Raw genomic sequence first — 23,654 nt, 5'->3', positions numbered from 1 at the left:
TTATTATGAAATGTCCAAGTGTAAAATGCTGTAAGGAAAAGGGAATCGATGGTTGTTATGATTGTATGGAATTAGAAAAATGTCAAAAAGTTTTTTACAATCATAAAAATAATGGAGCAAATGCGGCAAAAGCGCAGGATTTATTATGGTGATTTGGGAGAAAAGAGCAATTTATGATTGAGTATAAGAGCCTGATTCAGTGTGTTTGCTGCGACAGGGTATAATGCAGTACTTGGAACAAAGCTGTAAAATAGGATATATAATGAATAAACCGTATCCTATCAAAAATACTCCCCGGATGATTCGGGGAGTATTTTTAATAGGAGATATTAGTGATCTTTTTTTGTCTTGGAACGCACAATGGTATACGCCGGAATGACCAGAGTAAGGATACCGATATATCCGATAATGCTGGTACCCTTCTGAAGCAATGCCTTCATGCCGAAGGAGGCACCAAAAGCGGCGATACCTAACAGGATGACGGTGATGACTGCACGGCGCAGCTGCTGGTTTTCAATAAAGGAGAACAGTTTATTAAAACGTACGCAACCGGCATTTGCAAGTCCGGCGGCACTGGTAAGTACTGCAAGTGTCATCAGCGCTACGAAGACATAGGTCAGCCAGGGGAATCCCAGTCTGCCCAGTACTGCCATGATAGGAACCGGTACAACGCCGGGATTACAGAGATCCGGGATCACCGTAACATAACAGAACAGGGTAAAAGCAATGGCGATCATCAGAATGACAGTGATGATATAGCCGGCAATGATTGCCTTTTTTGTTGCGGCTCTGTCTTCCAAAATATCAGCAACAGACATAACATTAAAACAGATCGTAAACAATACTGATAAATTTACCGGCCTTTTCCCCATAACAGGACAGAACAAACGGTTTGTAACTTGTGGTACCGTGACTGCGGGCATATTCCGTCATATAGAACATAACACCACCGGTAACCAGCATGGCAAGCAGTGGCATGAATAAGCCGACCCAGCCGTATTTTACATAATAAGTGACACTGAAAGCTCCCGTGGCAAAACCCGGACCAAAATGGCCGCCGAGCCATACGGCGGCAACACCAAGATATGAAGTCGCAAAAAGATTCTGTTTTTTCATGTGCAATCCCCCTTACTATTTATTCGTGGTCAAAAGAAATTCTGGTGACCACAGCATCCTTGAAGTTATCAGCCATTGCCACATGTAGCGGATGGGTCAGATAATCCTTAAGCTGTGTGGCATTATCCAAATGAATCGTGGCCATGATATCTGCGTTGGAATCACGTTCAACACAGTTGCGCCAGACGAAAGGCTCTGTCAAAAAAGGCAGTTCCTGCTCCAGCTGGCGGTAAGTTTCACGCATATTGAGCTCAATGGCATCCACATCAGTTCCCGCTTTGAATTTTAGTAACACGTAATGTACCATATAATACCTCCATTTGAATGCTTCAACGCATTAGCGTTTTAATTGACAAAAGCATTATACGACAAGAAAGAAAATAGAGCAATATTTTTTGAATATCGCTATTTAAAATTATGGAGTACCTGATCTTTGGTGAGTACGAAATCTCCCAGGGTCTCTGTGCTCCATTTTTGCAGGTCTTCCAGGCGTAGGGTTACGCCGCCGTAGTTACGGATGCCATGGGATGCAGCAAGATCCTCCGTATAATCCTCTAACAGGTATACGTTCTGAAAACGTACCGGCCCTGCAGTATACTGACAGACAAGAGGAAGTGCTCCGGTATGTTCTCTGTCTATCGTAATATCATCTTCTGTGACATGGAAGGTGACCCAGGCAAGCGCTTCCAACATGCTGATGGCTTTCTTTTGGGAGGATACATAATTTCCCAGAGAGTAATAGCACAGGGCTTCGTTGCCGTTTTCTGCGGTGATCCATTCCACAGGCTCTACTACATGAGGGTGGGTTCCGATGATGACATCAGCCCCGGCTTCGGTCATGGCCTCAGCCCACTTTTTCTGATAACTTGATGCCTTGGATGAATATTCGGTTCCCCAGTGAGGGCAGACGATCACAATGTCAGCAAGCTTTTTGGCCCGGGAGATGTCCTCTAAGACCTGAGGGTTCAGCGTGGTAAAATCCATCTGCCCGGTCTGTTCATTTACGGCACACAGAAGATTCAGATGCCCCAGAAGATTTAAGGGCAGTGTCTCTGTATTGGCACCGTAAGTATAGTTCAGGATTGCAAAGGTCACATCCTCTACGGTAAGCAAAGGAATATCGTCTGCCTGAGAAATATCTTCGTGGATACCAGTCACAAGAATATCAGGATGCTGCTCTTTCCAGAATTGTGCACAATACAATAAGCCATCCAGTTTTTGGTCTGCGGTATGATTGGAAGCATGCAATACCACATTGAAGCCTGCATCTGCGATTGCATCCCCGACCTCAGTAGGGGAGTTGAAATAGGGAAAACCGGAAAAACCACGGGAATTTCCGCCAAGGATGGTCTCCTGATTGATGATCTTCACATCTGCGGTATCCAGAAAAGGGCGGATCCCATCGAACAGCATGGAATAATCATAGGTACCGTCCTCCTGTCTGCCACTGGCCACGATCCCCATGTGCATCAGATTATCCCCTACGGCCATGAGTGTAATATCATGCTCCCAAAAAGGCGTGGGAGTAGGAAGCGGTGTGGGAGAAGGCACCGGAGTGGGAGTAGCCGTAACAGCAACGGGACGACCTCCGGTAGCAGCCGGTCCTAAAAAATAATAGCCAATGATACCGGCGAATAATATCAGCGGAACAAGGATCAGGAGAAGGTATAACCGGGAATTTGTTTTTTTCATAAATGAATTCCTGCCTTTCTGCAACCTGCAAAGCGGCGGCGCAATCTTATGTGTAAAAATACTATAGGTATTATAGCATTTACAACGAACTCATGCAAAACAATATAAGCTGGAATTCAGCAGGAATTCAGCTGCCTGAATTTTTTAAGATATTTAGCAAAATTTGTGGACTGGTGTTGTCGTATGTGTTATAATTCCGAACGTCATCAGAAAACCAAAGTTGCAGGAAGTAACAGGGATTATAATGAAAAAAAGAATGTTCATGGCACTGGCGGTCGCACTCACCGGAGTCAGTATGGTGGTGGCAGCAGGAAACGGAGAACTAAAAATACAGAGTGAAGCCTCGGTACAGAAAGTACATGCGGCAGAAATACATCAGATCGGTGTCGAGCCGATCCCGGCTACCGGACAGATTACCATAGAGGATCTTCTGGCGGTACAGGGTGGCGAGACGGAGGATCCCAGAGCACTGGAAGGGGTGTCGGATCCGGAGGATGTCCCGGTAGACGAAGCTTCCGTAGAGGATACGACCGCAGATGAATATGCGTCGTTAGCGATCGCCAATGTGACGAATTACGTCAATGTTCGGACAGAACCGAACACGGACAGTGCCGTAGTGGGCAAAATCTATGACGGAGCGGTGGCACAGATCCTGGATGTGGCAGGAGAGGATCAGGACTGGTTCCGGATCATCTCCGGTAATGTGGAGGGTTATATCAAGGCAGAGTTTTTCATCTATGGAGATGCAGCAGCTGAGGTTGTAGACAATTATGTGACCAGATATGCTGTTGTTACCGCAGACCGTCTGAATGTGAGACGGGATCCTGCCACAGATGCAAAAAGAATTGGTTACATTGACAATGGAGAAAAGGTAAAAATTCTGGAAAATGACGGAGACTGGTTGAAGGTACAGTACACCGACAGCAAGGAAGGCTATATCTCTGCGGAATATGTGACGATCTCGGAAGAATTTATCTATGCGAAGACAATAGAAGAGGAACAGGCGGAAATTGCCGCACAGAAGGCATTGCAGGCAAGAGAACAGACTGCCGAGCAGGATGCCCCGGAGGTGATCACGAACATCACACTTCCCACTACAACCTATACCTCAAATGCGGAGCTCAGACAGGGAATCATTGATTATGCCATGCAGTATTTGGGCAACCGGTATGTACACGGAGGTTCCAGTCTGTCAGGGGGTACGGATTGTTCCGGATTCACCTGCTTTATCTATGCGGAGTTCGGCTATTCTATCAGCCGTACACCGGGAGGACAGTATTCCGGTGCCGGACGCAGCATCAGCTCTGAAGAGCTTCAGCCCGGAGATATTGTATGCTATAGTTCCAATGAAGGGAAGAGCTGTACCCATGTAGGACTGTATATCGGTGACGGACAGATTATTCATTCCGCTAATTCACGGAAAGGTGTCATCATCAGTGCAGTGGATTACAGCCCCATTATTGGTATGAGAAATGTTATTGATTAGCCACATTCGTATTTAAATTATGGAGTACCCGGTCTTTGGTGAGCACGAAATCTCCCGGAGTCCCGGTGCTCTATTTTTGCGCAGTGAAAATAATAAAAATAATTTACTGCTTTCCTATTGACATAGTATGAAATAGGGAATATAATCCTCACATAACTTGATGCGACACTTAAGCAAGACAGCAAAGAGGAGGAAAAGATTATGAAAAGAAAAGCATGGAGAAATGTATTAGCACTGGCACTGACAGGAGTATTGGCACTGGGATTGACCGCATGCGGCAGCAGTGACAGCAAAACCGCAGACGCAGGAAGCGCAGCGGCAGCAGACGGCAAGGCAGTATACCGCACACTGGATGAGATCAAGGAGAGCGGAACCATTAACATCGGAGTATTCTCCGATAAAAACCCGTTCGGCTATGTGGATGAGAACGGTGAATATCAGGGCTATGATGTGTATTATGCAAGAAGACTCGGTGAAGACCTGGGGGTAGATGTGAATTTCGTATCTACAGAGGCAGCCAATCGTATTGAGTATTTACAGACCGGTAAGGTAGATGTGATCCTGGCGAACTTTACCGTAACTCCCGAGAGAGCAGAGGAAGTGGATTTCGCTTCTCCTTATATGAATGTGTCACTTGGCGTGGTATCCAAGGATGATAATGTGATCACTTCCTTAGACAACTGGAATGCAGATGATTCCATCATTGTAATCTCCGGCACTACCGCTGAGACATATCTGATCGCAAACTATCCGGATATTCCTTTACAGAAGTTTGATTCCTATGCAACCGCAAAAGAAGCTTTCGAGAACGGCACTTCTGTTGCATGGGCAAATGATAACACCGAAGTTATCGCATTCGCTCTGCAGAACGAAGGATATACCGTAGGTATTCCTTCCCTGGGCAGTGCAGACACCATTGCTCCCGCTGTTTCCAAGGGCAACACCACACTGCTTGACTGGATCAATGATGAGATCGTAGCTTTGGGTGAGGAGAACTTTTTCCATGCAGATTACGAAGCAACTCTGGCAGACACCTATGGTCTGGACTATGAGGACAGCCTGGTAGTAGAGGGCGGCAAAGTAAACGCACAGTAAGGTACGATGGGAATAAGATGATATAGAGGGGACTGCGGGGCACGTAAGCTGCCGCCGCAGTCTTTTCTTGCATCTGAGAAATACATTTGATATAATCTAAAAGATTATTTTGAACTTTACCGGAAAGGACATAGATACATGAACTGGGAATTTATTGAAAAATATCTGCCCATGTACGAAAAGGCAGCACTTCTGACCGTGAAAATAGGTATCGTTGGCATCCTGTTTGCGATCCTGGTGGGGCTCATCTGTGCAGCGGTTCAATACTATAAAGTGCCGGTGCTGCGGTGGATCGTGGCAGTCTACGTGGAACTGAGCCGTAACACACCGCTTCTGGTGCAGCTGTTTTTTATCTATTACGGCTTCCCGAAGATCGGGATCCGGATGTCGGCGGAGCTGTGCGGTGTAGTCGGTCTGGCATTTTTAGGCGGCAGCTATATGGCAGAAAGCTTCCGCAGCGGTCTGGAATCCGTAGAACCCATTCAGAGTGAAAGTGCCATCAGTCTGGGAATGAATTCCCGACAGGTGTTGGGATATGTGATCCTGCCCCAGGCAATGTCCACCAGTATTCCCGCATTTGTGGCAAATATCATTTTCCTGTTAAAAGAGACCAGTGTGTTCAGCGCCATCAGTCTGATGGACCTGATGTTCACCGCCAAAGACCTGATTGGTCTCTATTATAAGACTACGGAGAGCCTGTTCCTCCTGGTAGTATTTTATCTGCTGATCCTGTTGCCTGTATCGATCATAGGATCACTGGTGGAGAGGAGGATGCGTTATGCCGGATTTGGGGATTGATGTTTTATTCAAAGGCACAAATATGCTCCGCCTCTTACAAGGATTGTGGGTAGCCATGAAGATCAGTATTGTGTCCATTCTGATCAGTATGCCCCTGGGTATTCTGGTAGGGGCACTGATGACGGTAAAAAATAAAGTGGTGAAAGCGATTTTCCGTGTCTATCTGGAATTCATACGTATCATGCCGCAGCTGGTATTATTGTTCATCGTATATTTCGGTTCCACCAGAGCACTGGGATGGAACTTATCCGGTGAGGTGGCATCCGTGATCGTATTCGTCCTGTGGGGAACTGCAGAGATGGGAGATCTGGTGCGCGGAGCGCTGATCAGCATCCCAAAGCATCAGTATGAAAGCAGTGAGGCACTGGGACTTAGTAAGATACAGACATATCTGTACATCATCATTCCCCAGACTGTGCGGCGACTGATCCCATTGTCTATCAACCTGATCACCCGTATGATCAAGACTACCAGTCTGGTACTGATGATCGGCGTAGTGGAGATGTTAAAAGTAGCGCAGCAGATCATTGAGGCGAATCGTATGAGCAGTCCCAATGCTGCTTTTGGCGTATTCCTTGTAGTATTCGTTTTGTATTTCTTTGCCTGCTGGCCCTTCAGTGTACTGGCGAGGGTTTTGGAAAAGAAATGGAATTAAAGATGGATCAGGGTTGGAATAAGAATGGAGTGAAGACATGGCAGAGACATTGTTGAAAATAGAGAACCTGACAAAAGAATACGAAGGGCAGAAGATTCTCGATGGAATTCATCTGGAAGTGAAAAAAGGAGACGTACTGGTAGTGGTAGGTCCCAGCGGCTGCGGTAAGAGTACCCTGCTTCGATGCATTAATGCACTGGAGCCCATTCAGGGTGGCACGATAAAACTGCAGGGAATGGATATCCGTAAGGGCAGCAAAAATATCACCACCCTGCGGCAGAAGATCGGCATGGTATTCCAGAGCTATGAACTGTTCCCGCATCTGACGGTGATCGACAATATTACGCTGGCACCTGTGAAAGTACAGAAGCGTGATAAGACAGAAGTGCGAAAAGAAGCTATGGAGCTGTTAGCGCGAGTAGGTCTGGCTGATAAGGCGAAGAGCTATCCCAGACAGCTGTCCGGTGGACAGAAGCAGAGAGTAGCCATTGTAAGAGCACTCTGTATGCATCCGGAGATTCTCTTATTCGATGAGGTAACGGCAGCACTGGATCCGGAGATGGTACGAGAGGTGCTGGATGTTATGCTGGATCTGGCAAAGCAGGGTAAGACCATGCTCATCGTCACCCATGAGATGCAGTTTGCCAAGGCGGTAGCGGATAAAGTTATTTTCATTGATCAGGGAAAGATCGTGGAGGAAGCTGCTCCGGAAGAATTTTTTGAACATCCGAAGACAGAGAGAGCAAAACAGTTTTTGAATGTGTTTACGTTTGAACAGGTGGAGCATCATGTAGAGTAAATAAATGATACAAAGGGCCTTCCGGAAAGCTCCGGAGGGCTTTTACATGTTAACAGAAACAGGAGATAAGATATGCCGGAAAAAGATACCCAAAAGTACAGACAGAGATTATGGAAAATATTTCTGTCCACATTATATTTAAGTGCATTCACCTTTGGTGGGGGGTATGTCATCGTTACGCTGATGAAGAAAAAATTCGTGGATGAATACCACTGGATCGGAGAAGACGAAATGCTGGATCTGGTGGCCATTGCCCAGTCCTCGCCCGGTGCGATCGCAGTCAACGGAGCTATCGTGGTGGGGTACAAGCTGGCCGGGATCCCGGGGACACTGGTGGCGATCCTGGGAACGATCCTGCCCCCTTTTGCTATCATTTCTGTGATCTCCATCTGCTACAATGCATTCCGCAGTAACTTCTTTGTGGCGCAGATGCTGTCCGGGATGCAGGCAGGAGTGGGAGCGGTAATTGCCTCCGTGACCTATGATATGGGAGCCCCGATCGTAAAAGAAAAAGATCCCATGTCACTTGTCATTATGCTGGGAGCTTTTCTGGCAGCATGTATTCTGGAGATCAATGTGATCTACATTGTGATCGTCTGCGGACTGCTGGGTGTGGCCCGGACACTTCTTGCCAAAAGGAGGGCCGGAAAATGATCTATCTGCAATTATTTTTAAGCTTTCTGCAAATAGGAATGTTCAGCTTCGGCGGCGGTTATGCCGCAATGCCGCTGATCCAGGGGCAGGTGGTCACGCTCCATGGGTGGCTTACCATGTCGGAATTCACGGATCTGATCACGATATCTCAGATGACACCCGGACCCATTGCAGTGAATTCCGCTACTTTTGTGGGAATGAAGATTGCCGGGATTCCCGGAGCCATGGTGGCAACGGCCGGATGTATTCTGCCCTCCTGCATCCTCGTGACGATCCTGGCAAGACTATACCTGAAGTATCGTAACCTGGATCTGTTACAGGGTGTACTGAAGTCCTTAAGACCGGCAGTGGTGGCAATGATCGCATCGGCAGGAATATTGATCCTCAAAGATGCATTCTGGGGAAGTGGGGAGAGCATCTTACTGACGGGAACTGAGTGGAGTATGGTCTTGATCTTCGTTATCTGTGTGCTGCTGCTTCGGAAGACGAAAATGAATCCCATCTGGGTCATGGTGCTGGCAGGTGTCATGAAAGTAGGGATTTCTATGACAATTCAGGGGACCTGTTTCTAATAAAAGCAGGAACCGGGAGGGTTGACAGCCAAACGGAAAAAAAGTATCATATATAAGATATAAATTCAAGAGCGGAAGGGTAGAATACCATGGCACTTAGCAAGAAGCCCACAACGGGCATGAAAGATATCCTGCCGGAGGAGATGCAGATCCGTGATTACGTGATCAGCGTCATCAAGGACACCTACGGCAAATTCGGTTTTACTTCCATTGAGACTCCCTGCGTGGAAAATATTGCAAACTTAAGCAGTAAGCAGGGCGGCGACAATGAGAAGCTGATCTTCAAGATCTTAAAGCGCGGCGAGAAACTGAACGTGGCAGCCGCAACCACAGAGGAAGAGGTAGTGGACAGTGGTCTGCGTTATGACCTGACGGTGCCTTTGGTACGTTATTATTCCAACAACGCGGCATCCCTGCCCTCTCCTTTTAAGGCATTGCAGATGGGCAATGTATGGAGAGCGGACAGACCCCAGAGAGGAAGATATCGTCAGTTCATGCAGTGTGATATCGATATCCTCGGTGAGCCGTCTAACTTAGCAGAGATCGAACTGATCCTGGCGACCACCACCACACTGGGCAGGCTTGGATTTAAAAATTTCCAGATCCGTATCAATGAACGTCGTATTCTGAAGGCAATGGCTGCTTACAGCGGATTCCCCGAAGAGTCCTATGACAGCGTATTCATTACTCTGGACAAAATGGATAAGATCGGCCTGGAAGGTGTGGAAGCAGAGCTTTTGGAGAACGGTTTTGACAAGGCATGTGTAGACAAGTATCTGGAACTGTTCAAGGGACTGGAAAGTGCCGAGGACGGTGTGGCTTATCTGGCGGATACCCTGGAAGGATTCTTAGAGCCCGAGATCGCCCAGAGTCTCAGAGAGATCATGGACAGCGTCAGAGCGACGAAGGCTTCCGATTTCGAGATTGTGTTCGACGCTACGCTGGTAAGAGGCATGTCTTATTATACCGGAACCATTTTTGAGATCGCCATGCCGGAATTCGGCGGCAGCTGCGGTGGCGGCGGACGTTACGACAAGATGGTCGGTAAATTCACCGGCAATGATGTGCCCGCCTGCGGATTCTCCATCGGCTTCGAGCGTATCATCATGCTGCTCATGGAGAGAGGCTTCCAGGTGCCCACGAGACCGAAGCAGGTGGCATATCTGATCGAGAAGGGTGTAAGCGGCGAAAGACTGTGTGAAGTGATCGCACAGGCGCAGGAAGCCCGTAAGGACGGTACCCAGGTACTGGTAGCCCGCATGAACAAGAACAAGAAGTTCCAGAAGGAACAGCTGAATAAGGAAGGCTACGAAGAATTCGTGGAATTCTATAAAGAAGAATTAAAGAGATAAAAGTAACAGATGAAGGAGCAAAAGCAATGATTCAGTCCAGAACACATAACTGTAATGAACTTCGGATCGGCAACGTCGGTGAGAGAGTCACACTGGTCGGCTGGTTCGAGAACATGAGAAAAGTCAGCAAAAATCTCGGCTTTGTCATTCTGCGTGATTTCTACGGAACCACCCAGCTGGTAGTAGAGACCGAGGAAATGATGAATGTCATGGATGGCATCAACAAGGAGTCCACCATCTCCGTGGAAGGCGTGGTAAGAGAGCGTTCCAGCAAAAATACTAATCTGCCCACCGGTGAGATTGAGGTAGTACCCGATAAGATCGAGATTTTGGGAAAATGTATTTACAATGCACTTCCCTTTGAAATCAATCAGTCCAAGGATGCAGACGAGAATGCCCGTCTGAAATACCGTTACCTGGATCTGAGAAATCCGAACATGAAGAAAAATATCGTGATGAGAAGCCAGATCGTGGCAGAACTGCGTCAGAGAATGTATGCTTTGAATTTCATGGAGATCACGACTCCTATCCTGACCTGTTCCTCTCCGGAAGGAGCGAGAGATTATCTGGTTCCCGCCAGAAATCATCCCGGCAAGTTCTACGCTCTGCCCCAGGCACCCCAGCAGTTCAAGCAGATCCTGATGGCATCCGGTTTTGATCGTTATTTCCAGATCGCTCCCTGCTTCCGTGATGAGGATGCGAGAGCAGACCGTTCTCCCGGAGAATTCTATCAGCTGGATATGGAGATGGCATTCGCTTCCCAGGAAGATGTATTCTCCATCGTAGAGCAGGTGCTGCCTCCCGTATTTGAAAAGTATGGCATTTATAAAGAAGCTTCCAAGGCGCCTTTCGTACGCATCCCTTATCTGGAGGCTATGGATAAGTACGGCTCCGATAAGCCGGATCTGCGTATTGATCTGGTGCTGACAGATGCTACGGAAGTAATGCAGGGCTGCGGCTTTGCAGCTTTTGAGGGTCAGACTGTAAAGGCTATCGTTGTAGATGACTTCACCGCTACCCGTAAGCAGATCGACGCGATCTGTGCAGAGGTAGAGGTACAGACTGCACGCAAGGGCTTCTGGTTCCGTGTAGATGAGAACGGAGAGTTCGTAGGCGGTATCGCCAAGTTCTTACAGGACCGCAAGGAAGAAGTCATCAAGGCGTTAGGTCTTAAGAACGGTGACTTTGTCGGTCTTGCCGCAGGCAAGAAGCTGGAAGCACAGAAGACAGCAGGTGTCTACAGAAAGCTGTTGGGTGCAGCCAGCGAGAAACATATGAAGAAGGATTGCTATGAGTTCTGCTGGATCGTGGATTTCCCGATGTATGAGATCGGCGAGGAGTCCGGAGAACTGGAATTCTGTCATAATCCGTTCTCCATGCCCCAGGGTGGTATGGACGCGCTGAACAATCAGGATCCCTTAGAGATCCTGGCATACCAGTACGATCTGGTCTGCAACGGTGTAGAGCTGTCCTCCGGTGCGGTGAGAAACCATGATCCGGAGATCATGATCAAGGCATTCGAACTGGTGGGCTTAGGTGAAGCCGATGTGAAGGCTAAGTTCCCTGCCATGTACAATGCATTCTGCTACGGAGCACCCCCCCATGCAGGAATCGCTCCCGGCGTAGACCGTATGATCATGCTGATCTGTGGTGAGGAAAGCATCCGTGAGATCATTCCTTTCCCGATGAACAAGAACGCAATGGATATTATGATGGGAGCACCGGGTACGGTAGAACAGAAGCAGTTAGACGAACTGCATCTGGCGATCACTGCAAAACCGGAAGAATAATCATAAGGCTGTCGCAGGAATTTTCATGCGACAGCCTTTGTGTTGGATGGATATGGCGATCTGCCGGGAGAAGGACATGGCTGTAGGAATTTATGTATTGCATCTGCATTCCTGTGAGGAAGAGACGAGACAGAGTTTCTTACGGGAAGCATTGGAATGTGTGGATCCGGTGCGACGGAGCAAGACAGAACGGTTAAAGGGGACCGGAGCGAAAGTAGCCAGTCTCGGCGCCGGAATGCTGTTGCAAAAGATAGCAATGGATCTGACAGAAGGCATTGAGAATACCGATATCCTGTTCCTGGAAGAGGATGAACTGCTTGCAGTGCTGCAGGCGCGGATGCTCAGAGAGCAGACGTCCCCCTTCTCTTTTTCCTATGAATATGGAGAACAGGGCAAACCGCAGATTGTAAATTTTCCGAAGAAATTTAATCTGTCTCATTCCGGAGACTATGTGGTCTGTGGGGTCAGCGACGGAGAAGTGGGAGTGGATATCCAAAAATGGGTCCCCTTCAAAGATCGTACGGCAGAGCGTTTTTTCGCAAAGGCAGAGTGGAAACTGCTGCAGGAGACGGACGTGGAGAAACGGACCGAGCTGTTCTACCGCTTGTGGAGCAGAAAAGAAGCCTACGGCAAATATACCGGACAGGGGATCGGCAGCGTCGTGGGAGAAGACTTTTCCGACGAGCGCAGATGGAAGGAAAAGAAGATATGTTTCCGGGAACAGATTTTGGAAGCGGGGTATTCGCTGGCGGTCTGCTACGGAACAGCAGAAGTGTTAAATTCAAGGAAAACGGGAAATAGTAAAACATAGAAAATGCATAGAAATGAGGACTTTATGAAGCGATTAATGATGTACCTAAAGGATTACAAGAAAGAGTCTATCCTGGCACCGTTGTTCAAGCTGCTGGAAGCATTTTTTGAACTGTTGGTTCCTCTGGTAATGGCAAATATTATTGACTATGGTATTTCCAACCGGAACATGGGTTATATCGGGAAAATGGGACTGCTCCTGCTGCTCCTTGGCGTAGTGGGACTGGCTTCGTCCATTACGGCACAGTTTTTCGCAGCCAAGGCGGCAGTGGGATTTTCTACCCAGCTGCGTCAGGCATTGTTTGATCATATTGAGGATCTGAGCTTTACGGATATTGATAAGGCGGGAACTTCCACCATGATCACCCGTATGACCAGTGATGTGAACCAGGTGCAGTCCGGCATCAATATGACCTTACGTCTGTTCTTACGTTCCCCGATCATCGTATTCGGTGCCATGATCATGGCATTTACCATTGATGTGAAATGTGCACTGATCTTCGTGGTGGCAATTCCATTATTGTCCGTTGTGGTATTCGGTATTATTTTATCCACGATTCCCATGTACAAAAAGGTGCAGTCCAAACTGGATCAGGTGCTGGGCATTACCAGAGAGAACCTGACCGGTGTCCGTGTCATTCGTGCGTTCCATCAGGAAGCAAAGGAGGCGGACCGTTTCCGGGAGAATAACGAAGCATTGTCGGCCATGCAGATCTTCGTGGGCAAGATCAGCGCCTGCATGAATCCTGTGACCTATATCATTGTAAACGGAGCCATCATTGCTCTGATCTATACCGGTGCCGTACAGGTCAATATCGGTAACTTAAGCCAGGGTGAGGTGGTAGCGATCATCAACTACATGAACCAGATCCTGGTAGAGCTGGTGAAGCTGGCAAACCTGATCGTGACCATGACCAAGGCTTTGGCATGTGCAGAACGTGTAGCTTCCGTTTTCGATATCGGCGCAGATGCTGCATATGTGGGAGCGCAGGATCAGAAACTGGCGGATAAGGTAGATAAGAGCGCACCTTTCTTAGACTTCAAACATGTATCCCTGACTTATCAGGGAGCCGGAGCACCTACCTTGCAGGATATGAACTTCACCGTAAACCGTGGCGATACCGTAGGTATCATTGGAGGTACCGGTTCCGGTAAGACCTCCCTGGTGAATCTGATCCCCGGTTTCTATCCGGCGACAGAAGGTGAGATCCTGTTGGAAGGCAGAGATATCCGGACCATGAGTGATGAGGAATTGCGCGGACGTATCGGTGTCGTACCGCAGAAGGCAGTCCTGTTCAAAGGAACGATCCGCAGCAACCTCCAGTGGGGCAAGCCGGATGCTACCGAAGAGGAGATGTGGAAAGCACTGGAACTGGCACAGGCATCGGAAGTGGTAGACGTTAAGCCCGGAAAGTTAGATGCAACTGTGGCACAGAACGGTAAGAACTTCTCCGGTGGACAGAGACAGCGTCTGACAATTGCAAGAGCCTTGGTCAGAAATCCCGAGATCCTGATCCTGGATGACAGTGCCTCCGCACTGGACTATGCAACGGATGCAAAACTCCGTGCAGCAATCCGTACTTTGGAAGATAAGACCACAACCTTTATCGTATCCCAGCGTGCCTCCACGATCCGCCATGCGGACAAGATCATCGTCCTGGATGATGGGGAGATCGCAGGTATGGGAACCCATGATGAGTTGCTAAAGGATTGCACCGTATATCAGGAGATCTATTATTCCCAGTACCCTGAACAGAGAGGAGGTGTTCGGTAATGCAGAAGAAAAATAACAAAGAGACAATGAAGCGGGTGTTGAAATATATCCGCAAATATACACCGGCACTGGTACTCTCCCTGTTGTTAGCAGGTCTGACTGTATTACTGACCTTATATATCCCTATCCTCACCGGTAATGCGGTGGATCTGATCATCGGCAAGGGACAGGTAGATATGGCCGGTATCTTTGCCGTTATGAAAAAAATTGCCATCGCAATGATCATCACAGCAGTAGGCCAGTGGATCATGAACACCTGCAACAACTATATTACCTATCATGTGATCCGGGATATCCGTACGGATGCTTTTGCGAAGCTGGAGATCCTGCCCTTAAAATATCTGGATGCCCATGCTTACGGTGATATCGTGAGTCGTGTCATTGCGGACGTGGATACTTTCGCAGACGGTCTGCTGATGGGATTTACCCAGTTATTCACCGGGGTACTGACGATCCTGTGTACGCTGGGATTCATGCTGGTGACCAATGTGCCCATCACACTGGTAGTAGTATGTATCACTCCGGTATCCTTCCTGGTGGCAAAATTCATTGCAACCAAGACCTACTTCATGTTCAAGGAGCAGTCCGAGACCAGAGGCGAGCAGACCTCCCTGATTGAGGAAATGATTGACAACCAGAAGATCGTAAATACCTTTTCCAGAGGAGAAGCGGTGAAGAGCAAGTTTGGAGAGATTAACGGCAGATTGCAGAAATGCTCTCTGAAAGCTATCTTTTTCTCCTCCATTACGAACCCGGCGACCCGTTTTGTTAACAGTCTGGTATATGCCGGTGTCGGTGTGTTCGGTGCGCTTGTAGCGATCAAAGGCGGTATCAGCGTAGGTCGTCTGTCCTGCTTTTTAAGCTATGCGAACCAGTACACCAAGCCCTTCAATGAGATCTCCGGCGTGGTAACAGAATTGCAGAACGCTTTTGTCTGTGCCGGACGTATCTTCGAACTGATCGACGAGGAACCCCAGGTGCCCGATGCTGCGGATGCAAGAGTATTAGAAGAGGCTCAGGGCAACGTAGATCTGAAGGATGTATATTTCCAGTATGTACCGGAGAAGAAGCTGATCCAGAACTTTAACCTGCAGGTAAAACCCGGTCAGAGAGTTGCTATCGTAGGTCCTACCGGATGCGGTAAGACCACCGTCATCAATCTGCTGATGCGATTCTATGATGTGAACTCCGGCTCCATTAAAGTGGACGGCACCGATATCCGGGACATCACCAGAGGAAGCCTCCGTACCAATTACGGTATGGTATTACAGGAGACCTGGCTGCGTTCCGGCACCATCCGTGACAATATCTGCATGGGTAAGCCGGATGCCACAGAAGAGGAGATCATCCGGGCGGCGAAGGCTTCCCATGCCCACGGCTTCATTAAACGCCTGCCCAATGGGTATGACACCGTGATCACCGAGGACGGAGGCAGCCTGTCCCAGGGACAGAAACAGCTCTTATGCATTACCAGAGTAATGCTGTGCCTGCCTCCCATGCTGATCCTCGATGAGGCAACCTCCTCCATCGATACCCGTACCGAGATCAAGATCCAGAATGCATTTGCCACGATGATGGAAGGCCGCACCAGCTTTATCGTAGCCCACAGACTCTCCACCATCCAGAGCGCTGATGTCATCCTGGTAATGAAAGACGGCAATATCATCGAACAGGGCAACCATGAAACCCTCCTGGCACAAGGCGGATTCTACGCGAACCTGTATAATAGCCAGTTTGCCGTGTAACGAGACATGCAAAGGCAAGGAAACTACCACTCAATGGGGAGCTTGCTCACCAGGGAGTGGTAGTTTTTTTGACTTTATACGGCATGGCTCGTTACACTTTCCCCGGCAGCGGCGCGCCCTTTTCCCTTTTCTTTTCCAAAAAAGACAGAAAATATGTCAGAAAATATCAAAAAATGTAAAAATATACCAACACAATCAAAATATTGAAAATAAATTAAAATATTTCGAGAAATGTGTTGACAAATACGCAACCTTGTATTATATTAAACTTAACAAAAGAGAAACGGAACAACCCAACAGAGAAGGTTGTGAGAGAAGTACAAAAGAATCTATAGAAAGAGAGGTATAGTCCACCTAACAAGTAAAGTCCTACCACAGTCTTCCATGATGTACAACTGAATAGAACTACCAAAGAGAACCAATTTATATAGAGAACATCAAGTACACAGAAGAAAAAGTAATGAACAACAGAAGATAAGAATTATCTCACATTACAGTACATACGTACAAAAGAAAAGTGGAAAGAGAACAAAAGACAAAATGGAAGATCAAATTTAAGAAAGAGAGGGCAAGCCATTGGAGCCTGTAGTCTGAGAGGGCGTACTGATTGAAAGAATGATCGGTACGCTCTCTTATTGTTGTACAATTATTCAGATGGAATAACTATTCAGATGGAACAACTATTCAGAGCCTCATTCGCAAAATCGCATCTTCGATGCTTTCCTTTTGCTCATTGAGGCTACTTCGCCAAATAAAAATTAGAAAATGGTCTTACGAATGCCAGCATTCGACGCCCATTTATCAATTTTTACATGGCTCTGAATAGTTGTACAATTTTCCAGTGGAAAAACCTATCGATATCATGTACAATAGGAAAGTAGTACAGATAGAGGAGTTATGAAAATGGATACAAACGAACAGAGACAGGAAAGTCAGCAGAACAGACGGGAAGAAAGACATAAGAGACGGCAGAGAAGCCAGATCATTGCATATACAGTCGTAGGAATCATGATCCTGGTGCTGGCTGCGGGAATTGCTTTTGCTGTAAGTAAGATCACTGGCATGAACCACGATCGGCAGGAACAGCAGAACAGGCTGGATGATATCATAGCTTCCGAGGAGACCATCACGGCGCCTACGGAACCGGTGGAGACTGTACCGGAACTGACAAATGAACAGAAGCTGGATAAGATCATAGACGAAGCCATCATTCAGAACATGCCCCTGGAGGACAAGGTAGCAGGACTGTTTATCACCACGCCGGAATCCATCACCGGTGTATCTGCGGCAGTGCAGGCAGGAGACGGAACCAAGGATGCGTTATCCAAATATCCGGTAGGCGGTATCGTCTATGCGGCGAAAAATATTCAGTCTGCAGATCAGTTAAAGCAGATGATCGACAATACGAAGCTGTATACAAGCTATCCACTGTTTATTGCGATCGACGGAGAAGGAACCGGAACCGACGCTGTGGCAGCGGCAGGTCTTGGAACGAAGACTGATTCCCCGGAGACTATCGGCGCATCCGGAGATACCAATAACGCCTATACTGCCGGAACCACAGTGGGCAGTTACCTGGCAGAACTTGGTTTCAATCTTGATTTTGCCCCTGCGGCAGATCTGAAAGTAGTGGATGGAAATGCGGCAGGCAGCAGCTCCTACGGCACGGATGCGGCAACGGTAGCATCTTTTGTGACCGGCATGCAGACAGGATTGCAGGAACAGAAAGTAACAGCAGCCATCGGACATTTTCCCGGTATTGGCAGTACGACCCAGAGTACGAAGGATGGCATGGCTTCTACGGACAGAAGTGCGGAAGATTTCAGAGCCAATGAATTTGCGGTATTCCAGAGCTGTATTGATTCCGGTGAGACCAAAATGATCACCGTCAGCAATATGGCAGCACCTTCCCTGACAGGAGATAATACGCCTTGCTCATTTTCAAGTGCGGTGGTAACGGATATTTTACGAAATGAACTGAATTTCCGCGGTGTGATCGTATCCGGTGCCATGAACCAGACAGCGATCACGAATTACTACGGTGCCGATGAAGCCGCAGTACTGGCACTGCGTGCCGGCTGCGACATGATCTATGCGCCGGAGAACTTCGAGACCGCATACAACGGAGTACTGGAGGCTGTCCAGAACGGAACCATCTCCGAGGACCGCGTGAACGATTCCCTGCGTCGGATCTACCGCATCAAATATGCTGATAAAATCGAACAATAGACAAACAATCAGTAGGAAGGCGGCTGCAAGAAAGTGCAGTCGTCTTTTTGCTTATATCTTATGCACCATGAAAACGGAAATGCGGGTCTTAACAAGCGCGAGACGGCGCACGAGGTCCGGTGGACCTCGGCCTGCGCGGACCGGAGCGGAGCGTAGACATCGAACTTTCGAGCCCAGACCAACGCTCGAAAAAAAGAACGATACCGATTTGGTATCGTTCTTTTTTCAAGCGCGAGACGGGGATCGAACCCGCGACCCCCTCCTTGGCAAGGAGGTGCTCCACCGCTGAGCCACTCGCGCATGTCTTACAGGCAAGTTATAATATACTATAAGGTGTTCTAAATGTCAACAGAAAAAGTGTGCATCTTTTTGAATAATTGCATATACAATTCATAAAATAATTAAATGACAGAAGCAGTGCTACAAGGGAAATGCTTAGTGCAGCAGTTTCTTCCGCAGCCATCCGGAGAATTTTTGTTCCACAACGATCCAGGACAGGTAAGCCAGCCCGATACTCAGCGCCACACTTAAGATCACCCCGATGACAGACATTACAGAGAGGGTGGAGAAGTCAAACACCGCCCGGTCTAAGAACATTACCGGATAGTAATGCACCAGATACAGGGAATAACTGATATTTCCCATAAGGATGAAAAAGCGGGGCAGAGAGAGCTTCAGTCCGGCCAGGAAAGCTAAAACCAACAGTACAAGTGCCGGAAGTCCCCACAGCGGAAGCCTGCGGAAACCGATCACATTGATTCTGGGGGTGAAAAATGCCAGCAGACAAAAAATCACCGGAATGCCTACCGCAGACAGCACACTTACAGCCATAGGAAACGGATGCTCCAAATGCCTGTGATATAAAAAACGCAGCAGATAATAGGCGAGGATTCCGAAAATGAATTCCAGCATGACAGGATCGCCGTAAAAAATAAGAACAGGAGAAAGTAACCCGCCTATCGGAGACTGCCAGGAGGAAATCAATGGAGCGAATATCTGGACTGCTCCTACCAGAACTGCCAGGAATGCACTGCAGATCAGGCCGCGGTATTTCATGCTGATATGAAAGGCAATGAAAAATAACAGATAGAACAGCATTTCACAGTTGATAGTCCATCCGATTCGCACCAGAGGCTGGATAATTCCACCACCGATATCAAAAGGAACAAACAGCAGGCCCTTGACCAGGTGCGAAAGATTGTGTCTGGTCTGCTGGAACATGGATGGAAACAATAACAGCGACAGATAAGTCACAAGTGTCATCAGATAATACAGCGGCAGAATTCGGATCAGACGTTTCCGGAAGAAGTATTTTGTACTTTTTTCTGTGGTGAACATGATCATAAACCCACTGATGCAGAAAAATATGTCTACCCCGAATGCACCGAAATTTAAGAAACGGATATGCTGAAACACCACAAAAAGAGCAGCCAGACCGCGTAAAGCCTGGATGCTGTCAAAATGCAGATCTTGAAATCTCTTGTTTATTGCGATATTTTCCATAAAAATCATACCTTTTTCTTACTTATTTCTGAAACATATTCTCATTTTAACATTTTTTTATAGAATAGGGAAACATTTTATCTATTCCGTAAAATAACTTGCGCACCGGGGTATAAAATAATACAATGATAAGGAGTAAAGCATTGGGGAATTGACAGGATGGAACAAATATGAGTGTAGACAGACAGCAGATGTTAGAGACAGCAGAACGGTTAAACCAACAGATGGCAGATGGGATCCCTTATACTTGGGAGACACTGGAACAGGCATTATCCTTTGTGACGGAGAAGAGGGATAGGGGAATCCATGGAAGGATCTGTTATTTCGCAGCATTTTATCATCTGGATACAGGGAATCAGGAACAGTGTCTGAAGTATCTGGACGAAAGTGTGAGATGCCTGCTGGGAACGGATCAGGAGATTCACGTAGCCAGGGCCTATAATATGATCGGTATCGTGGCACATATGCAGAACAATCTGTCTCTGGCCATGGAACAGTATGGCAGGGCATTGGATTATACAGCGAAATACAATGATAAGATGGTACATAGTATAGTATTAAGTAATATGGCGGATGCATATTATCTTATCGGAGTCTATGACAGAGCCGTGCAATGTTATAGGGAATGCATCCGTGAATTTGAAAAAGCAGGTGATGACAGCATTTACAGCCGGATCAATTTCCGGAAAATGCTGTCAGAGTATGGCTGTTGTCTTCTGCATCTGGATATGGATCAGGAGGCAATGGAGGTATACCGCAAACTGGAAGAAACCGGAAAAAGCGAAGAGATCATTCGGGAAACGAGACTTGCGGCGAATGTGTTTTTCACGTATCTGGCAGAAAGTGAAGGACACCGGGAAAAAGCGGCAGACCATGTAAGACAGGCTGTGATGGCATTGGAAGATATGCGTCAGGTATCTTCCGAATATGACAGTATTCAGAATCTTCTCCAATACGTGGAAAAGACCGGTAATATAGAATTGCTGCAGGAGATATTGGATTGTCTGGAGCCTAAGGCGGCAATCGAGCAGAATAGGAGCCTGCTGCTACAGCTTTTAATGTTGCGGTTGCGTTATTGCAGTGCACAGATGTCTATAGAGGAATTTCGTCAGTCTACAGAGACTTTTTTCCACATCAAGGAAAGCAGCGAAATGATCGAGAGCAATCAGGTCATGTATATGCTGGAGCTGCGTAAGCGCCTGCAGGCGGTGGAAGAGGAGCAGCGGGAGCAGACGAAGAAGAGAAACAAATTACTGTATCAGTCAGAGCATGACGAATTGACAGGACTGTACAATAAGAGAAGTCTGAACCGTTATCTAGAGGATGTCTTTGAAGCCTGCAAATTAAATGAGAAAGAGCTGGGAATTCTATTTTTGGATATTGACTATTTTAAACAGCTAAACGACCGGTACGGGCACGGAAAAGGGGATGAAGGAATCTGTGCAGTGGCAGATACGTTGAAAAGAATATTTCCGGAGGACTATGTGGCACGTTACGGTGGGGATGAATTCCTCGTAGTGATGACAGGGCGTGATCTGACCTATGTAATGGAACATGCGGAATTGTTGTGTGCCGGTATCCGGGAATACAAAATTCCCAATGAAGATTCCGAATTGGAACCGTGGCTTACGATTTCTGTAGGTGGTGTCTGTGCTATTCCGAAGGAACCAAACCGAGTGTGGGATTTCCTGTCTGCAGCGGACAATACATTGTATGAACAGAAGAAAGAACAAAAGGGGAAAGTTCGTTTTTATCAGGGAGAGGGAAAATATTTATAAGAAACATTTATAGAAATGATCAAAAAGGAATTTAATAGCAATGGAGAATAAACAATATACTACCCGCGAACTGTTTTGCAGATTTGCACCTTATTTTAAAAAATATCGTTTTACGCTGTGCATGGATCTGTTCTGTGCGGCACTGACTACGGTCTGTGAACTGGTACTGCCACTGATCATGCGCTATATTACCAATGAGGGGCTGCGGGATCTGGCTGCCCTGTCGGTGAAGACCATATTTACGCTTGGCATTTTGTATTTCGGACTTCGTATCGTGGACTGCATCGCCGGCTACTATATGTCCGATATGGGACACGTCATGGGAGCGAAGATCGAGACGGACATGCGCAGAGATGCGTACAATCATTTGCAGAAGCTGTCCAATACCTACTATAACAATACCAAGGTCGGTCAGATCATGGGGCGGATCACCAATGACTTATTCGATGTGACAGAATTCGCCCATCATTGCCCGGAGGAATTTTTCATCGCCGGGATCAAGACGGTGATCTCTTTTGTCATTCTGGCAAATATCAATCTGCCGCTGACTTTGATGATCTTTTTATGTGTACCGCTTATGTGCGGCGTGTGCATGATCCTGAATTTCCGGATGCGGAGCGCTTTCCGTAAGCAGCGCAATCAGATCGGCGAACTGAATGCCCGGATCGAGGACAGCCTCTTAGGACATAAGGTCGTTAAGGCATTTACCAATGAAGAAGTGGAGAATGAAAAGTTCGAGAAGGACAACGGTACCTTTCTGGATATTAAGAAGCTGACCTACCGCTACATGGCAGCATTTAATACCACAGTCAAGCTGTTCGACGGACTGATGTATCTGGTAGTCCTGGTGGCAGGCGGTATCTTCATGGTAAGAGGTAAGATAGCTGCCGGTGATCTGGTGGCATATATGCTGTATGTGTCCACACTGATCGCAACGATCCGTCGTATCATCGAATTCGCCGAGCAGTTCCAGAGAGGTATGACCGGCATCGAGCGTTTTCTGCAGATCGTGGATGCGGATATCGAGATCTTTGACGAGCCGGATGCGGTCGAACTGAAAGATCCGAAGGGAGAGATCTCTTTTGAAAAAGTAAGCTTTGAATATCCGGATGATCACAATAAGGTATTTACGAATCTGAACCTGCAGATCCATGCGGGGGAAAAGGTGGCAATCGTCGGACCCTCCGGTGGAGGAAAGACGACACTGTGCAATCTGATCCCCAGATTCTATGATGTCTCGGAAGGAAAGATCCTGCTGGACGGTCAGGATATCAAGCATTTTACGTTGAAGAGCCTGCGGGGCAATATCGGTATCGTGCAGCAGGATGTATATCTGTTCTCCGGTACGATTTATGAAAATATCTCCTATGGACGTCCGGGAGCTTCCAAAGAAGACGTGATCGAGGCGGCAAAACGCGCCGGAGCACATGATTTTATCATGGAACTGAAGGACGGCTATGATACTTATGTGGGAGAGCGGGGCGTGAAGCTGTCCGGGGGACAGAAGCAGCGGATCAGCATCGCCAGAGTATTTCTGAAGAATCCGCCCATTATCATACTGGATGAGGCTACTTCCGCACTGGATAATGAGAGTGAATTTGCGGTGGCGAAGTCCTTAGGAGAGCTGTCGGAGGGACGCACGACCCTGACCATAGCCCACAGACTATCCAGTATCCGCAATTCGGACCGGATCCTGGTGCTGACGGACGATGGTATCGTGGAGGAAGGCGATCACGACCAGCTCATGGAGCAGAAGGGAATTTATTATCAGTTCTACGAAACAGCCAATGCTTTAAAATAACATTA

20 protein-coding genes and 1 tRNA gene are annotated in these 23,654 nt (G+C 47.5%); 15 read left to right on the top strand and 6 right to left on the bottom strand.

The window, feature by feature from the left end:
- Positions 1–329 precede the first annotated feature (329 nt).
- The 4 genes from FYJ59_RS08230 to FYJ59_RS08215 form a co-directional block, all read right to left on the bottom strand.
- On the bottom strand, positions 330–800 hold the full coding sequence (locus FYJ59_RS08230) for a hypothetical protein (RefSeq protein ID WP_154496394.1): 471 nt from the start codon (positions 798–800) through the stop codon (positions 330–332).
- A gap of 22 nt (positions 801–822) precedes the next feature.
- Entirely contained in the window at positions 823–1,116 is a 294-nt protein-coding gene (locus FYJ59_RS08225; protein WP_154496392.1) for a hypothetical protein, read from the bottom strand.
- A 19-nt stretch (positions 1,117–1,135) separates the two neighbouring features.
- Complete coding sequence (locus tag FYJ59_RS08220; protein WP_154496390.1) at positions 1,136–1,423, bottom strand: Dabb family protein; 288 nt, start codon at positions 1,421–1,423, stop codon at positions 1,136–1,138.
- Positions 1,424–1,521: 98 nt separating this feature from the next.
- A complete protein-coding gene (locus tag FYJ59_RS08215) occupies positions 1,522–2,808 on the bottom strand; it encodes a CapA family protein (RefSeq protein ID WP_154496388.1) in 1,287 nt (428 codons plus the stop codon).
- Positions 2,809–3,052: 244 nt separating this feature from the next.
- Here FYJ59_RS08215 and FYJ59_RS08210 point away from each other — a divergent pair, with 244 nt between their 5' ends.
- The 13 genes from FYJ59_RS08210 (at position 3,053) to FYJ59_RS08150 (ending at position 18,567) form a co-directional block, all read left to right on the top strand.
- Positions 3,053–4,294 carry a C40 family peptidase gene (locus FYJ59_RS08210; protein ID WP_154496387.1) on the top strand — a complete coding sequence of 414 codons (1,242 nt, stop codon included), beginning with the start codon at positions 3,053–3,055 and terminating at the stop codon, positions 4,292–4,294.
- A gap of 201 nt (positions 4,295–4,495) precedes the next feature.
- Positions 4,496–5,389, top strand: a complete 894-nt coding sequence (locus tag FYJ59_RS08205) for a transporter substrate-binding domain-containing protein (protein WP_154496385.1) — start codon at positions 4,496–4,498, stop codon at positions 5,387–5,389.
- A gap of 138 nt (positions 5,390–5,527) precedes the next feature.
- On the top strand, positions 5,528–6,187 hold the full coding sequence (locus FYJ59_RS08200) for an amino acid ABC transporter permease (RefSeq protein WP_118546660.1): 660 nt from the start codon (positions 5,528–5,530) through the stop codon (positions 6,185–6,187).
- A complete protein-coding gene (locus FYJ59_RS08195; RefSeq protein ID WP_154496383.1) occupies positions 6,168–6,842 on the top strand; it encodes an amino acid ABC transporter permease in 675 nt (224 codons plus the stop codon). The genes FYJ59_RS08200 and FYJ59_RS08195 overlap by 20 nt, the downstream gene beginning before the upstream one ends.
- A gap of 37 nt (positions 6,843–6,879) precedes the next feature.
- A complete protein-coding gene (locus tag FYJ59_RS08190; protein ID WP_154496381.1) occupies positions 6,880–7,641 on the top strand; it encodes an amino acid ABC transporter ATP-binding protein in 762 nt (253 codons plus the stop codon).
- Between the two features lie 72 nt (positions 7,642–7,713).
- Entirely contained in the window at positions 7,714–8,295 is a 582-nt protein-coding gene (locus FYJ59_RS08185; RefSeq protein WP_154496379.1) for a chromate transporter, read from the top strand.
- Positions 8,292–8,867: a chromate transporter gene (locus tag FYJ59_RS08180; RefSeq protein ID WP_154496377.1), complete on the top strand. Its 576-nt coding sequence runs from the start codon at positions 8,292–8,294 to the stop codon at positions 8,865–8,867. The genes FYJ59_RS08185 and FYJ59_RS08180 overlap by 4 nt, the downstream gene beginning before the upstream one ends.
- Positions 8,868–8,956: 89 nt before the next feature.
- Positions 8,957–10,219, top strand: a complete 1,263-nt coding sequence (hisS, locus tag FYJ59_RS08175; protein ID WP_117466233.1) for a histidine--tRNA ligase — start codon at positions 8,957–8,959, stop codon at positions 10,217–10,219.
- Positions 10,220–10,245: 26 nt separating this feature from the next.
- Complete coding sequence (aspS, locus tag FYJ59_RS08170; protein WP_154496376.1) at positions 10,246–12,009, top strand: aspartate--tRNA ligase; 1,764 nt, start codon at positions 10,246–10,248, stop codon at positions 12,007–12,009.
- A 25-nt stretch (positions 12,010–12,034) separates the two neighbouring features.
- Complete coding sequence (locus FYJ59_RS08165; protein ID WP_154496374.1) at positions 12,035–12,820, top strand: 4'-phosphopantetheinyl transferase family protein; 786 nt, start codon at positions 12,035–12,037, stop codon at positions 12,818–12,820.
- Positions 12,821–12,844: 24 nt separating this feature from the next.
- The gene (locus tag FYJ59_RS08160) at positions 12,845–14,593 is read left to right on the top strand and encodes an ABC transporter ATP-binding protein (protein ID WP_154496372.1); all 1,749 of its coding nucleotides are present in this window, start codon (positions 12,845–12,847) and stop codon (positions 14,591–14,593) included.
- Positions 14,593–16,338, top strand: coding sequence for an ABC transporter ATP-binding protein (locus FYJ59_RS08155; protein ID WP_154496370.1), 1,746 nt, complete (start codon positions 14,593–14,595; stop codon positions 16,336–16,338). Before FYJ59_RS08160 ends, FYJ59_RS08155 begins: the two co-directional genes overlap by 1 nt.
- Positions 16,339–17,241: 903 nt before the next feature.
- Positions 17,242–18,567, top strand: coding sequence for a glycoside hydrolase family 3 N-terminal domain-containing protein (locus tag FYJ59_RS08150; RefSeq protein WP_205839494.1), 1,326 nt, complete (start codon positions 17,242–17,244; stop codon positions 18,565–18,567).
- 228 nt (positions 18,568–18,795) lie between these two features.
- On the opposite strand, the gene FYJ59_RS08145 is transcribed toward FYJ59_RS08150, so the two are convergent.
- Together FYJ59_RS08145 and FYJ59_RS08140 are read right to left on the bottom strand one after the other, a co-directional pair.
- Positions 18,796–18,867, bottom strand: a tRNA-Gly gene (locus tag FYJ59_RS08145).
- A gap of 135 nt (positions 18,868–19,002) precedes the next feature.
- Positions 19,003–20,070: an acyltransferase family protein gene (locus tag FYJ59_RS08140; RefSeq protein WP_205839493.1), complete on the bottom strand. Its 1,068-nt coding sequence runs from the start codon at positions 20,068–20,070 to the stop codon at positions 19,003–19,005.
- A gap of 170 nt (positions 20,071–20,240) precedes the next feature.
- Between FYJ59_RS08140 and FYJ59_RS08135 the strand changes: the two genes are divergently transcribed.
- Complete coding sequence (locus FYJ59_RS08135; protein ID WP_154496366.1) at positions 20,241–21,848, top strand: tetratricopeptide repeat-containing diguanylate cyclase; 1,608 nt, start codon at positions 20,241–20,243, stop codon at positions 21,846–21,848.
- 40 nt (positions 21,849–21,888) lie between these two features.
- Positions 21,889–23,649 (top strand): ABC transporter ATP-binding protein, encoded by a 1,761-nt coding sequence (locus FYJ59_RS08130; RefSeq protein ID WP_154496364.1) that lies wholly within the window; start codon positions 21,889–21,891, stop codon positions 23,647–23,649.
- Positions 23,650–23,654: the final 5 nt, after the last annotated feature.

Source organism: Waltera intestinalis, assembly GCF_009695995.1.
Classification (GTDB): Bacteria; Bacillota; Clostridia; order Lachnospirales; family Lachnospiraceae; genus Acetatifactor; species Acetatifactor intestinalis.
Note: the sequence above shows the minus strand (reverse complement) of the source record. Positions and strands in the feature narration are given on the sequence as shown.

Bases quoted from the DNA above. Each gene is read 5' to 3' on its own strand.
- FYJ59_RS08150 (WP_205839494.1), top strand. From the start codon at position 17,242: ATGGATACAAACGAACAGAGACAGGAAAGTCAGCAGAACAGACGGGAA.
- FYJ59_RS08195 (WP_154496383.1), top strand. From the start codon at position 6,168: ATGCCGGATTTGGGGATTGATGTTTTATTCAAAGGCACAAATATGCTC.
- FYJ59_RS08205 (WP_154496385.1), top strand. From the start codon at position 4,496: ATGAAAAGAAAAGCATGGAGAAATGTATTAGCACTGGCACTGACAGGA.
- FYJ59_RS08155 (WP_154496370.1), top strand. From the start codon at position 14,593: ATGCAGAAGAAAAATAACAAAGAGACAATGAAGCGGGTGTTGAAATAT.
- FYJ59_RS08160 (WP_154496372.1), top strand. From the start codon at position 12,845: ATGAAGCGATTAATGATGTACCTAAAGGATTACAAGAAAGAGTCTATC.
- FYJ59_RS08185 (WP_154496379.1), top strand. From the start codon at position 7,714: ATGCCGGAAAAAGATACCCAAAAGTACAGACAGAGATTATGGAAAATA.
- FYJ59_RS08225 (WP_154496392.1), bottom strand. From the start codon at position 1,116: ATGAAAAAACAGAATCTTTTTGCGACTTCATATCTTGGTGTTGCCGCC.
- hisS (WP_117466233.1), top strand. From the start codon at position 8,957: ATGGCACTTAGCAAGAAGCCCACAACGGGCATGAAAGATATCCTGCCG.
- FYJ59_RS08190 (WP_154496381.1), top strand. From the start codon at position 6,880: ATGGCAGAGACATTGTTGAAAATAGAGAACCTGACAAAAGAATACGAA.
- FYJ59_RS08215 (WP_154496388.1), bottom strand. From the start codon at position 2,808: ATGAAAAAAACAAATTCCCGGTTATACCTTCTCCTGATCCTTGTTCCG.
- FYJ59_RS08180 (WP_154496377.1), top strand. From the start codon at position 8,292: ATGATCTATCTGCAATTATTTTTAAGCTTTCTGCAAATAGGAATGTTC.
- aspS (WP_154496376.1), top strand. From the start codon at position 10,246: ATGATTCAGTCCAGAACACATAACTGTAATGAACTTCGGATCGGCAAC.
- FYJ59_RS08140 (WP_205839493.1), bottom strand. From the start codon at position 20,070: ATGGAAAATATCGCAATAAACAAGAGATTTCAAGATCTGCATTTTGAC.
- FYJ59_RS08135 (WP_154496366.1), top strand. From the start codon at position 20,241: ATGAGTGTAGACAGACAGCAGATGTTAGAGACAGCAGAACGGTTAAAC.
- FYJ59_RS08130 (WP_154496364.1), top strand. From the start codon at position 21,889: ATGGAGAATAAACAATATACTACCCGCGAACTGTTTTGCAGATTTGCA.
- FYJ59_RS08200 (WP_118546660.1), top strand. From the start codon at position 5,528: ATGAACTGGGAATTTATTGAAAAATATCTGCCCATGTACGAAAAGGCA.
- FYJ59_RS08165 (WP_154496374.1), top strand. From the start codon at position 12,035: ATGCGACAGCCTTTGTGTTGGATGGATATGGCGATCTGCCGGGAGAAG.
- FYJ59_RS08210 (WP_154496387.1), top strand. From the start codon at position 3,053: ATGAAAAAAAGAATGTTCATGGCACTGGCGGTCGCACTCACCGGAGTC.
- FYJ59_RS08220 (WP_154496390.1), bottom strand. From the start codon at position 1,423: ATGGTACATTACGTGTTACTAAAATTCAAAGCGGGAACTGATGTGGAT.